Raw genomic sequence first — 12,451 nt, forward strand, 5'->3', positions numbered from 1 at the left:
TGATACGTAAATGTCGCAACTGTTTTTTATTATATATTCTTATAGGAAATTATTTTCCAAGTGTTTTGAAGTAATCATATTTCAGTGTTAAGTCATTTTTTCTAAATAATTTGTTTACCTTGTCGCTTGTTTCTTCAAGTTTCTTTTTGGAAATTTTCTTTCCGTTAACAACTTCGCCGTTTTCGACATACACATTACCGTCGTACCAGGAATAATCGCTGAAATAAGCAAGCCCTTTGTATTTAGGTGACAATGCATTAGTTCCCAAATAATAATTGCTATTATAGTCAATTCCAAACAAATTAAGGACAGTAGGCAGGATGTTCATCTGCATTGTAACTTTATTAAATGACTGGGATTTAATGTCGCTGCTCCAAATAAAGAATGGAGTGTTGTTAATTAAGTTGCCCTGTGTATCTTTATATTTGTCCAAAACAGTTTTGTCATTAATTGTGTAAAGGTAATGGTCTGCGTAGGCAACTATAACTGTGTTATCGTACAAACCGTTATCCTTAAGTGCCTGAATAAGAAGACCAACCATATAATCAGTTTCGCCAACCATAAGTTTAGCCGATTCTTCCTCGCTTAAATCAGGAACATTCCCCTTGCCGTACTTGTTTTCGGCAACAAGCTTACCAACTTCCTTACTTGTTGTAAAAGGAGTATGTGGTGTATATGAAATAATATAATCCACAAATTTACCTTTCTGTTTAAACATCTGATTGTAGAAAGTTTTATTTAAAATAAGCTGTCGGTCAAGTTCATAATCCAAGTCGCTGTAGTGACCAATATCTTTTAAACCAAAATAGTTGTCATAGCCCCAACTCTTGTAATTAATACCTCTCGAGTAAAAACCTGAAGTGTTCATATGAAAAGCATTTACAGAATAGCCTTCATTTTTAAACAGCTTAGCCATTGTGTGGTTGTTTGTGTTCGTATTTAGCGTATAAACATTTTCAGTATAAGAAGCAGGAGTTGTGAACCCGGTATTAACTGCAAATTCTGAGTTAAAAGTTGAACCACCACCGGTATATATTGAATAATGCTTTTTAAAATCAATAGAATTCTTCTTTAAATTATATAAGTTAGGCGTTGTTTTTTTAGTTAAAAGCCATGTGTCCATACCCTCTAACTGTAGGAAAATAACATTTTTTCCTTTGAACATACCTGTATATTTATCACTTGTTTTTGTATCTTTTGCCTTGTAAATGCTGTCCAAAAACGCTTTGTCCTTAGAATTAATTTTTTCTTTAGGCTTAACGAAAGTAATATAAAAGTTCCTAAAAGAATATTCGTACAAACCTGAAACTCTCATACTTTTATTGCTGTCACTGTAGCTGTTGTAAACATTTCTAGGATTTTTAAAACTGCTCCATTTTAAATGGCTGTTAGCAAAACCTAAACCTAAAGGTGCAGCTAAATGCAAAACAATAAAAATAACAAAAATAACAAGCAGTCTTTTAGGTCTGAAATCTCTCTTTGGAGAAAACTTTCTGAAAACAATTATTGCTATTATAAGAATAATAACTGCCGCAACGTAAATTATAGGATTGGCGTGAATAATTGTATCAACAATATAAGAGCTACCCTCGCTTGCCATAAGCATTAAGTTAAAGCTAAAATAAAAACCTGTTAATGAGTAGTAAACAGTGTTAGTTAAAAACAATACGTATGCCAAAATAAAAAGCACCCAGTAAGCAATGCTACAACCTTTTCCTTTAAGACAGGTTATGATTCCAATAAATAGGAAAATCCAAACCAAAGTAAAAATATTAGGTGCAGGATAAAAGGTTGGGAAATACCCTATGGCATAACCAAACGCCCTTGTAAAAATGTCCATTAAAAGAAATGGAATAATTAAATATAAGGTATATCTGTGAACAGATATGTATCTTCTTATTTTTAAAAATAAATCTTTGATTTTAGCGTTCATAATAATCCTCCCAAATGTGAAATAGAACAAATATTAAGATAGCACAAATAAGAAAAAAAGTGAAATGTTTTTAAGGTATTGAAGTTGTAAAATATAAAATTTTTTTTAACCATTGTGGAGAAGAAAGAGAAATAGTGTTAAAAAGAAAAAAGTAGTGTAAATAAATTAGTTTTAAATTATCCAAGTTGCAAAATATGTATAAATAGAATAAAATAGGTTCGGACCATCAAAAAGCATTACTTATATATGAAAGGAACAGATGACTTTTATGGAAATGTTAAAGATAAAAAACTTAACACATGACTTCGTTGACGAAGAAGAGGGAACCACATTGAGAGCTGTTGATAATGTGTCTTTAGATGTGGAAAAAGGACAGTTTATTGCAGTATTAGGCCATAACGGTTCAGGAAAATCATCTTTGGCAAAACATATTAATGCACTACTTGCTCCAACTGAGGGAACAGTATTTTTAGATGGTATGGACACAAAGGATCAAAAACTTCTTTGGGACATAAGACAGAACGCGGGAATGGTGTTTCAGAATCCTGACAATCAGATTGTTGCAACAATGGTTGAAGAGGATGTGGCATTTGGCCCTGAAAACCTGAAAGTCCCAACAGCCGAAATTTGGAAAAGAGTAGAGAAGGCGTTGGGGGCTGTAGGCATGACAAAGTACAGACACAAGTCCCCTCTTAAACTTTCAGGAGGTCAGAAGCAGAGAGTGGCAATTGCCGGAATAATTGCCATGGAACCACAGTGTATAGTCTTAGATGAACCCACAGCCATGCTCGACCCTGTAGGCAGAAAAGAAGTTATTGAAACACTTCATACATTAAATAAGGAAAAGAATATAACAATTATTTTAATTACCCACCACATGAACGAAGTAATTGGAGCAGATAAAGTTTTTGTAATGGATGACGGAAAGTTAATTATGGAAGGAACTCCAAGAGAGATTTTCAGTAAAGTAGATAAAATCAAAAAAATCGGTTTGGAAGTGCCGCAGGTTACAGAGTTAGGTCATTTGTTACGAACAAGCGGTTTAAATATAAATGAAGGTATATTAAGCATAGACGAACTTGTTAATGAAATAAAAAAAGCAAAGTGAGAAATAGAATGTCTTTAAAATTAGAAAATGTAAGTTATATTTATGAAAAAGGAACAACTTCAGAAACAGCAGCAATAAAGAATATCAATTTAGAAATTGAAAAAGGTGAATTTATTGCGATAATCGGGCACACCGGTTCTGGCAAATCAACATTAATACAGCATTTTAATGGCTTGGAAAAAGCAACTGAAGGTAATGTTTACTTTGACGGGAAAAATATATATGACAAAGATTTTGATTTAAGACAGCTAAGATGCAAAGTAGGGCTGGTATTTCAGTACCCTGAGCATCAGTTATTTGAAGAATCAGTAATTAAAGATGTATGCTTCGGACCAAACAACCAGGGCTTGTCAACAGAAGAGGCAATCAATAAGGCAAAAGAAGCTTTGAGTCTTGTAGGTGTCAAGGAAGAACTTTTTGATAAATCGCCATTTGAACTGTCAGGCGGGCAGAAAAGAAGAGTGGCTATTGCCGGTGTTTTGGCAATGGAGCCTGATATTTTGATTTTGGATGAGCCAACAGCAGGTCTTGATCCGGCAGGACGAGATAAGATTCTTAACTGCATCGAAAATCTTCATAAGAAAAAAGGCATGGCAGTTGTTCTCGTTTCTCATAGCATGGAAGACGTGGCAAATTACGCTGAAAGAATCATTGTAATGAATAACGGAAGCGTAATGTTTGATGACACACCGAAAAAAGTATTTAAACATTATAAGGAACTGGAAAAAATCGGTTTGGCAGCTCCACAGATAACTTATATTATGCATCAGCTAAAAGAAAACGGGCTGGATGTGGACGAAAACATAATCAATGTAGAAGATGCTAAAGAAAATATTTTAAAGGCACTTGGAAAATAAAGCAATAAATGACAGAATAATCCACCAGATTGATTAAGTAGTATACTTGAATGTATTAGGCGAATAGCCAGTCAGATAGATTAAGTAGTATATTCGAGTTTATCAGGCGAATAGCCAGTCAGATAAAGATGTTAATAATCTTAAAGCAAATGATAATAAGTTTTAGATTTTTGAAATTATAAGTTAGTAAGTATAAGCATATTACAAATTATAGGTTAGTAAATATAAGGATATTACAATTAATTTAGGAAGAAGAAATGGCAAATATAACAATAGGACAATATTATCCGGAAAATTCAATAATACACAAATTAGACCCTCGAGTAAAATTATTTGGCACAATGGTTTTTATCGTTATGTTATTTTTACTTGATAGTGTTCTGGGCTATATATTATTTACGGTATTTATGGCAGCGATAATCAAGGCATCAAAAGTACCCTTTGGAAAATTATTAAAAGGAGTAAGAGCAATTCTTTTTATTCTACTTTTTAGTGCCGTATTGAACGTGTTTATGACACCGGGAGAAGAATTATTTTCAATATGGGCATTAACAGTAACAAAAGAAGGCTTGATAAAAGCCGGTTTTATAGCAATAAGACTGGTTTATCTGGTAATTTGTACTTCGGTAATGACACTTACAACAACACCAAATGACTTAGCTGACGGCTTGGAAAAATCATTTGGTTTTCTAAAAGTTATAAGATTTCCGGTACATGAAATTGCAATGATTATGTCACTGGCATTAAGATTCATACCAACATTAATGGAAGAAACAGAAAAAATAACAAAGGCACAAAAAGCAAGAGGCGCACAGTTTGACACAGGAAACATACTGCAGAAGGCAAAAAGCCTTATTCCAATTCTTATACCTTTGTTTATTTCGTCAATTAGAAGAGCCATTGACCTGGCAACAGCAATGGAAGCCAGATGTTATCACAGTGGCGATAGAACAAAGATGAAACCACTAAAATACGCTAAGCGTGATTACATGGCGTATGGCAGTTACGTGTTAATTGTAGCAAGTTTATGTGTTGTTACTTATGTGATTTGAGTTTGAAATATATAATGTGGAAATCAAGTACAGAAAATAAATTAGTATATGGAACTATGATGTTAAATAGCAGGTATATTGATATATAGAACTTTTATATTGAATAGCAGGTATATTGATATATAGAACTTTGATGTTGAATAGCAAGTATGCTGATAAATAAGATTTGTATATTCAATGAGAATTGTATAGTTGATAATAGAAAGATAGAAAAATGAAGAGAGTCAGATTAATTATTTCCTACGATGGAACCAACTATTGTGGTTGGCAAATTCAAAAAAACGGAATAACCGTTGAAGAAATTATAAATAGAGAATTATCCTCTCTTTTAAAAGAGGATATTGCGGTAATTGGAGCAAGTAGAACCGATTCAGGAGTTCATGCGGTTGCTAATGTGGCAGTTTTTGATACCGACACAAAAATACCGGCAGAGAAAATTTCTTTTGCACTTAACCAAAGACTACCTGATGACATAAGAATTCAGAAGTCCGAGAAAGTGCCACAGGATTTCCATCCAAGATATTGCAATAGCACTAAAACATACGAATACAAAATTTTAAATAGAAGATTTCCTGATCCGTTAAACAGATTGTACACTCATTTTGTATATCTACCATTGGACGTGGATAAAATGAAAAAAGCAGCAGAATACATTGTAGGAGAACATGATTTTGCAAGCTTTTGTTCAGCAGGAAGTCAGGTAAAAACCACAGTAAGAACAGTTTACACTTTGGATGTGTCAAAAGAAAATGATATTATAAGTATAAAAATAAGTGGAAATGGATTCCTTTACAACATGGTTAGAATAATAGTGGGAACCCTGCTAAAGGTAGGATTGTCAGTCTATCCGCCTGAACATGTAAAAGAAATACTTGATTCAAAAGACAGATACATGGCAGGACCAAAAGCTCCCGCAAGAGGTTTAACATTAATAGGAATTGAGTATGAGGAATAGTGGAATGAAATATTTGGAAATAAGTGAAAGACTAAAATCCACTTCAAGATACTAAAAGTGGAAATAAACTTTTCACTTCAGGCAGAAAAATTGTATAAAAATTGAAAAAATCGTGTTGACACGTAAATTTAGTTATTGTATAATACATCAGTATTGTGACGTGTTATGCACGTTAGTTTTTTGTGTCTTAGCCAAAGCCCCGGTACGGACATGAAATGAATTAAAGAATTTAGATAAGCAAAATTTCAGGAGGTAAACCAATGAAAACATATATGGCTAGTCCAGCAGATATTGAGAGAAAATGGTATGTAGTTGATGCTACAGGATATACATTAGGACGTTTGTCATCAGAAGTTGCTAAGATTTTAAGAGGAAAGAACAAACCACAGTTCACACCTCATATCGACACAGGTGACTATGTAATTATTACAAACGCAGACAAGATTAAGGTAACAGGAAAGAAATTAGAACAGAAGATTTACTATCATCATTCAGAATACGTTGGTGGTATGAAAGAAGTTACTCTTAAAGAAAAACTTGCTAAGAAACCTGAAAGCGTTATTGAACTTGCAGTTAAGGGAATGCTTCCAAAGGGACCTTTAGGAAGAAGCATGATTAAGAAACTTTTTGTTTATGCTGGAGCAGAGCATCCACATGCAGCTCAGAAACCAGAAGAATTAACATTTTAGTTAACTGAAAGGAGAAAATAACATGGCTACAGAAAAGTATTATGGAACAGGTAGAAGAAAAAGCAGTGTTGCTAGAGTATATGTAATGCCTGGAAATGGAAATATAACAATTAATAAAAGAGATATTGATGAATATTTTGGTCTTGAAACATTAAAGGTTATCGTTCGTCAGCCACTTGAAACAATCGGTGCAACAGACAAGTTCGATATCAAAGTTAGTGTTCATGGCGGTGGATACACAGGACAGGCTGGTGCTATCAGACATGGTATCGCTAGAGCATTAGTACAGGCTGATGCTGAAAACAGACCTGCATTAAAGAAGGCTGGATTCTTAACAAGAGATTCAAGAATGAAAGAAAGAAAGAAATACGGTCTCAAAGCAGCTCGTCGTGCTCCACAGTTCAGCAAGAGATAATTTGTGGAAAAAATCAAATATACAAGAATACCCCGAAAACATAGGCTTTTCGGGGTTTTTCTTTATTTAAAAAAATCATTAATAATGGTTGATTCGGACTCGTGAGTGACAAGTGAGTGACATATTAGTGACAAATTTTATTGAATTAAAACTTTGATTTGATATAATGTACTTAACAAGAGAACCGAAAGCTAGGTCAAGGCTAGCCGTCTCGGTCTATTGGAAACTAAAAAATAGTCGTCCTACTTATACCAGAGAACAAGGACGACTATTTTTTATTGTCGTGGTACATTAGAATAGCAATAACTAATCCAACAGTTGAAATAATTAGAGATAACTCTTCGTATGTACTCATATTATCACCGCCTTTCTCTATGTGAGTAGACGGATAGCCATGTCGCCCCCTTGGTTCCCCTGGTAAGTATATTATATTTTAAAAATATAGTTTTGTATTTTAGAATTTAATTGTGTAAATAGTAATAGGAGTTTAACATAAAGGTGAATTTGATTTTATCTAAAAAGTGTTGATATATATTTAACAACGTAGCAAAAATCGTTTCTGGGTGTTTTTCAGGTTGAACCATGATAAAATATATTGGAGCGAGCAGGATATATTAGATTTAATAGAATAAAATAACAAGCGACTAATTCGAAGTTTGACTTCGGATTAGTCGCTTTTGTATAACATAATTTGCAGATACAATTCAATTATTTGCAATATGGACAACCGCATCTGCAGTAGGTTTTGCTTGGCTTTACTTTTGTTGCAGGTTTAAGGGAATACTTTCGAAGAAGTATTTTAGTGGATTTCTCCGCAACATTACTTTTGCCGTCGCTAGGTCTTTTCTTTAGGTAGTCGTAAATATCTTTTTCGTCATCACGATCACCAAATTCACCACCAATGCCAAAGTAAATCTGTGATGCGTTCTTTTTGGCAACAAAAGTTTCGTTTATTTTTGTATATTTACCTTTCTTTAAATGAATCCATTTAACGTATGCTATTTTGTCTTTTTTTGCAATTTTAATAACCACCCATTTGTTAATGTCAGTTGATTTCATTTTAAATTTTATTCTGTATTTCCGTCCTTTTGTTATATTGACATCTTGGAATATTTGTGCACCCCAGACACCACCCCAACCGATAGTTTTTAATTTGGCAGTCCATTTGTTTTTTGCAATACCGACTACTTTTCCATCAGCGGCTTCATACCAGGTATGACCAGGCTTTCCATCAAAACCTATGTAATCATGCCAACTAGCCTTAGCAAAAACGCTTGTATTCATGCTTATGACTAACGCAAGCGATAGAGCAATAACGCCTAATTTTTTCATAAATTTCATAATTGTACACCTCCATTCTTTATTAATGATAAATAGTCATATATTAATTATATAACATATAAGAAATAAATCTATAGAAACTGAGAAAATTTTTCGAAAATATAAAAAAAAATCGAGATTTTTTCTATTTTTCTCTTTAAATGAAAAAGTAACTGCACGAACATATTGACACCAAATTTTTTAAACCTTAAATGGGGTGAAAATTGAGCTTTAAATGGTGTATAATAATAAAAAAGTTATTGTTTTGCTATATTTTCGTGCATAGTTAATAAGCGGCATAGCATTAGTTTTGAAAAAATAACTGCAACCCCGCTTCTTTAAAAGATATGGGAGTCTTTGTTTGATCAATTAAAATGTTAATTAACGCTTAAGTAGCTTTGGACTCAAAGTAACTTCATCGGGTGGAATAGGTGAAAGTTGTAGCAAAGACAATAACTTTTTCACGTCTTTGGAGTCCATTAAATCAAAAGGTGTTTTGTTATCTAAATTTTCACGAAGAACACTGTTTATATGACAAGAGATTAACGTTACGTCAGCAACAGTGAGGGGTGAAAAACTAACACCTTTAGGAAGTATTCTTCGTATTAAACGATGGTTGTTTTCGACCTGTGGTTTTTGCCACGAAGCTTGAGGATCACAAAAGAATACACGAGTTCTGGAAAGTCCTGTTCTTGTGTGTTCAAGTGCTTGAGGATTTTTGAATTCAACGCCGTTATCGGTCAAGATAACAGGAAATAATCTCTTGAATAGAGAGACTCCAAGAATCTCAGTTAAGGAATCAAAAATCTGAATTACACTATCCTGAGTTCCATCGTTCATTAGAAAGATAAGCATAAAACCTGTCCTTCTAAAAATCATAGTAAGAAATACTTTTCCCTTATTACGACCACCCTTTACAGTATCCATTTCTACAACAGGTAGATCTGGGTTTGCTTCCATGAAGGATTTGAAATCTTCATAGGTGCGACCTTGTCTATATTGGTATTCAAGCTTGGTAAGAACCTTTTTAGGTCTACGTTGCCTGTAAACAACCTTTTTAGGAAGGTCAATATTACGAACCTTAAAAACACCCTGGTCAATGTAATTATAGAGAGTTCTCTCTGATATACCTAATTCATCTAAGTGCGTAGCACAAATGTGATTTAGAGATTGACCTTTAGCAATAAGAGGTTCAATTATATCAGCAATTGCTCTTAATTCAGATGGAGTTTTTCTGACACCGGAATGAGCATTGCGAATGCTTTTGTGATGAGCAGCATCAGCTCTGTGAGCTGTATAGTAAGCCTTGTTACGTTTACATTGTTTAAGCATAGAACAATTAGTGCAGACATAAGGAGGTTTATCTAAAAGAGGACATTGAGAAGATTCATAAGAAGCGCAAATATTTGTGCATATACGATCTTCAGGACATCGCTTACAACGATATCCATAACATCCATGTACTCCAACATCATCGCAGATAGAATTCTTTAGGCAAGAGTTTTTGTGAGTACAATCATTCTCGCCAGGGAGAGGAATTCTATCAACAAAGCATCGATATTTAATTACTTCTCTAGAAATGGTAGAAGCTGAACGTTCAAGATTTCTACCAATAGAGGCAAAAGAGTAGTCTTTACTAATCATACGTTCAATAATTATTCGTTCAGATAAGGATAATTGTTTTGGCATAAAAGCCTCCTTTCTGATCAAACAAAGACTACTTAAAATATACACTTTTGCAAAGGTAACTGCTAGTTTGCAAAAGTAGTAGCATGGAAAAACTAGCAGTTTAAATTGCAATTAAATTCGAAAAAATAGCGGAATCGAGTCCTGAAAAAGGGACAGTGAATGTGAGAAAATGGAGTCATAAAAGGAAAAATAGCAGCTATAAAGGAGGAAAAAAAGATGGAAAATAAGATTTATTTTACAATTACAGGAACAGGATTTTTTGAAGGTGACGAATTTTTTGAAAAGGATATGGAAGTGCTTCTTGAGAAAGAACCGGACAACAAATATGACCACGAAGCAATTCTTGTAAAAATGCCGGGAATTGGAAAAGTTGGGCATGTGGCAAATAGTTGTAGTACAGTCATTGGCGAGTCATATAGTGCAGGACGAATTTATGACAAAATTGGCGACACAGCAGTTGGAAAAGTGCTTTACAAAATGCCAAGAGGAATTCTGTGTAAATTAGTAAAACCAGTAGATGAAATTAAATTTTAAAGAAGTTATTGGAATTAGAATTATTGTGTAGCTGAAATGGAAAATGACAGTACAAATAATGAAATAATGTATAAATAAGGAGGCAAATATAACAATGCAAAAGTTGTATAAAATAGCCACTTATAATATAATTAATAAATATTTACAATGTGATAAAAATGAATAAATAATTATTTGATTTACTAAAAATATAGGAGGACTAAAATGGCAGAAGGAAAAGATTTGTTGCAGGTTTTGTGGAGCGGAGCAGATGTATTAAGAGGTAAGATGGATGCAAATGAATACAAAACTTATTTATTAGGATTAGTATTTTATAAGTATTTATCAGATTCATATTTATCAAAAGTATATGATTTATTAAACGATGAAACACCAGATGATTTAGAAGAAGCACAGGAAGTTTATGAGGATGTAATGAATAGTGAAGATGCCGAAGAACTATTGGCAGAATTGAAAGAATCATTACGTTATACATTGGACCCTGATATGACATATGTAAGCATATTGAAAGATGCTAAAAACAATTCTTTCAACAGAGAAAAATTACAGTCAGCATTTAATAGAATTCAGGAATCAGACGAATTATTTAATGGATTATTTGCAGATGTTGATTTGTATTCAAACAGGCTTGGAACCGGAGACCAAAAACAGAGTGCAACAATAGCAGAAGTGATAAAAGTGTTAGATGGTGCAGATTTAATACATACAGAAGGCGATGTGCTAGGAAATGCATATGAATACTTAATAGGACAGTTTGCTTCTGAAACAGGAAAAAAGGCAGGGGAATTCTATACTCCACATGGTCCGGCACAGATACTATGTCGAATTGCAATGACAGGACAGGAAGATAAAAAAGGATTACAGGTATATGACCCTTGTATGGGTTCAGGATCATTAATGCTGAGCTGCAAAAATTATGCAAAAGAACCGGATTATATAAAATACTATGGACAGGAACTTATGCCATCAACTTATAATTTGGCAAGAATGAATATGTTTTTGCATGGAGTTTTGCCGGAAAATCAGCACTTAAGAAATGCTGATACATTAGATGCAGACTGGCCAACTGATGAAGAAACAGAATTTGATGTAGTTACAATGAATCCACCATATTCTGCAAAATGGTCTGCAGCAGAAGGATTTAAACAAGATGAAAGATTTATGGATTATGGTGGAAAGCTTGCACCAAAATCAAAAGCAGATTATGCATTCTTATTACACGGATTTTATCATTTAAAACAGACAGGAACAATGGCGATTGTTTTACCACATGGAGTTTTATTTAGAGGAGCAGCAGAAGGAACAATAAGAGAAACACTTTTGAAAAATGGTTCTATATATGCGGTAATTGGCTTGCCATCAAATATGTTTTATAATACTTCAATTCCAACATGTATTGTAGTATTGAAAAAGCATCGTGATGGACGAGATGTGTTGTTTATAGATGCATCAAATTTGTATGAAAAAGAGAAAAAGCAGAATGTTATGAAAGAAGAACATATTGATCGTGTTCTTGAATTATATAATAACAGAGAAAGTGTAGAGAAAGAAGCATACCTTGCATCTTATGAAGACATTGTGAAAAATGATTATAACTTGAATATACCACGATATGTAGATACTTCAGAAGAAGAACCAGAGATTGATTTAAAAGCACTTACGCTGAGAATAAGAGATACAGATAAAGAAATAAAAGAGGGTAATAATATGCTGTTAAGTATGTTAAAAGACCTAAATTTTGATAGCGATGAAACTAGAGAATCAGTAGAAGAATTCATAAAAGTCTTAGAGGAGGTGTAAAATATGGCAGATATACCAAAAATAAGATTTAAAGGATTTACTGAACCTTGGGAACAGCGTAAGTTGTCGGATGTAACAGAAAGTATAAAGAATGGTTAT

The 12,451-nt window shown here is 33.4% G+C and carries 11 protein-coding genes; 8 read left to right on the plus strand and 3 right to left on the minus strand.

Translation table 11 applies throughout. The features are described from left to right. Window positions 1-49: 49 nt before the first annotated feature. On the minus strand, window positions 50-1,933 hold the full coding sequence (locus DWZ69_RS11000) for an alkaline phosphatase family protein (protein ID WP_118000559.1): 1,884 nt from the start codon (window positions 1,931-1,933) through the stop codon (window positions 50-52). Between the two features lie 268 nt (window positions 1,934-2,201). On the opposite strand from DWZ69_RS11000, the gene DWZ69_RS11005 reads away from it, so the two are divergent. From DWZ69_RS11005 to rpsI, 6 genes are all read left to right on the plus strand, one after another. Then, window positions 2,202-3,041: an energy-coupling factor transporter ATPase gene (locus tag DWZ69_RS11005; RefSeq protein WP_118000561.1), complete on the plus strand. Its 840-nt coding sequence runs from the start codon at window positions 2,202-2,204 to the stop codon at window positions 3,039-3,041. Between the two features lie 8 nt (window positions 3,042-3,049). Continuing rightward, the gene (locus DWZ69_RS11010) at window positions 3,050-3,898 is read left to right on the plus strand and encodes an energy-coupling factor transporter ATPase (RefSeq protein ID WP_199521910.1); all 849 of its coding nucleotides are present in this window, start codon (window positions 3,050-3,052) and stop codon (window positions 3,896-3,898) included. Window positions 3,899-4,155: 257 nt separating this feature from the next. Next, window positions 4,156-4,950: an energy-coupling factor transporter transmembrane component T gene (locus DWZ69_RS11015; protein ID WP_118000565.1), complete on the plus strand. Its 795-nt coding sequence runs from the start codon at window positions 4,156-4,158 to the stop codon at window positions 4,948-4,950. A 214-nt stretch (window positions 4,951-5,164) separates the two neighbouring features. Continuing rightward, window positions 5,165-5,905, plus strand: a complete 741-nt coding sequence (truA, locus tag DWZ69_RS11020; RefSeq protein WP_118000567.1) for a tRNA pseudouridine(38-40) synthase TruA — start codon at window positions 5,165-5,167, stop codon at window positions 5,903-5,905. A 260-nt stretch (window positions 5,906-6,165) separates the two neighbouring features. After that, window positions 6,166-6,594, plus strand: coding sequence for a 50S ribosomal protein L13 (rplM, locus tag DWZ69_RS11025; RefSeq protein WP_022164637.1), 429 nt, complete (start codon window positions 6,166-6,168; stop codon window positions 6,592-6,594). A gap of 22 nt (window positions 6,595-6,616) precedes the next feature. Further along, window positions 6,617-7,009: a 30S ribosomal protein S9 gene (gene rpsI / locus DWZ69_RS11030; protein ID WP_022164638.1), complete on the plus strand. Its 393-nt coding sequence runs from the start codon at window positions 6,617-6,619 to the stop codon at window positions 7,007-7,009. Between the two features lie 708 nt (window positions 7,010-7,717). Here rpsI and DWZ69_RS11035 read toward each other — a convergent pair. Continuing rightward, window positions 7,718-8,350 (minus strand): carbohydrate binding domain-containing protein, encoded by a 633-nt coding sequence (locus DWZ69_RS11035; protein WP_118000569.1) that lies wholly within the window; start codon window positions 8,348-8,350, stop codon window positions 7,718-7,720. A gap of 360 nt (window positions 8,351-8,710) precedes the next feature. Continuing rightward, window positions 8,711-10,018 carry an IS30 family transposase gene (locus tag DWZ69_RS11040; RefSeq protein WP_118000571.1) on the minus strand — a complete coding sequence of 436 codons (1,308 nt, stop codon included), beginning with the start codon at window positions 10,016-10,018 and terminating at the stop codon, window positions 8,711-8,713. 216 nt (window positions 10,019-10,234) lie between these two features. Between DWZ69_RS11040 and DWZ69_RS11045 the strand changes: the two genes are divergently transcribed. Together DWZ69_RS11045 and DWZ69_RS11050 are read left to right on the plus strand one after the other, a co-directional pair. Further along, entirely contained in the window at window positions 10,235-10,552 is a 318-nt protein-coding gene (locus DWZ69_RS11045) for an HIRAN domain-containing protein (protein ID WP_118000573.1), read from the plus strand. Between the two features lie 204 nt (window positions 10,553-10,756). Beyond that, complete coding sequence (locus DWZ69_RS11050; protein ID WP_118000575.1) at window positions 10,757-12,352, plus strand: type I restriction-modification system subunit M; 1,596 nt, start codon at window positions 10,757-10,759, stop codon at window positions 12,350-12,352. Window positions 12,353-12,451: the final 99 nt, after the last annotated feature.

The organism is Eubacterium sp. AF34-35BH (assembly GCF_003477765.1).
Classification (GTDB): domain Bacteria; phylum Bacillota; class Clostridia; order Lachnospirales; family Lachnospiraceae; genus Eubacterium_G.

What these genes read in the sequence shown, in the direction of transcription:
- DWZ69_RS11000 (WP_118000559.1), bottom strand. Translation starts at nt 1,933, where the DNA reads ATGAACGCTAAAATCAAAGATTTATTTTTAAAAATAAGAAGATACATA.
- DWZ69_RS11005 (WP_118000561.1), top strand. Translation starts at nt 2,202, where the DNA reads ATGGAAATGTTAAAGATAAAAAACTTAACACATGACTTCGTTGACGAA.
- DWZ69_RS11010 (WP_199521910.1), top strand. Translation starts at nt 3,050, where the DNA reads ATGTCTTTAAAATTAGAAAATGTAAGTTATATTTATGAAAAAGGAACA.
- DWZ69_RS11015 (WP_118000565.1), top strand. Translation starts at nt 4,156, where the DNA reads ATGGCAAATATAACAATAGGACAATATTATCCGGAAAATTCAATAATA.
- truA (WP_118000567.1), top strand. Translation starts at nt 5,165, where the DNA reads ATGAAGAGAGTCAGATTAATTATTTCCTACGATGGAACCAACTATTGT.
- rplM (WP_022164637.1), top strand. Translation starts at nt 6,166, where the DNA reads ATGAAAACATATATGGCTAGTCCAGCAGATATTGAGAGAAAATGGTAT.
- rpsI (WP_022164638.1), top strand. Translation starts at nt 6,617, where the DNA reads ATGGCTACAGAAAAGTATTATGGAACAGGTAGAAGAAAAAGCAGTGTT.
- DWZ69_RS11035 (WP_118000569.1), bottom strand. Translation starts at nt 8,350, where the DNA reads ATGAAATTTATGAAAAAATTAGGCGTTATTGCTCTATCGCTTGCGTTA.
- DWZ69_RS11040 (WP_118000571.1), bottom strand. Translation starts at nt 10,018, where the DNA reads ATGCCAAAACAATTATCCTTATCTGAACGAATAATTATTGAACGTATG.
- DWZ69_RS11045 (WP_118000573.1), top strand. Translation starts at nt 10,235, where the DNA reads ATGGAAAATAAGATTTATTTTACAATTACAGGAACAGGATTTTTTGAA.
- DWZ69_RS11050 (WP_118000575.1), top strand. Translation starts at nt 10,757, where the DNA reads ATGGCAGAAGGAAAAGATTTGTTGCAGGTTTTGTGGAGCGGAGCAGAT.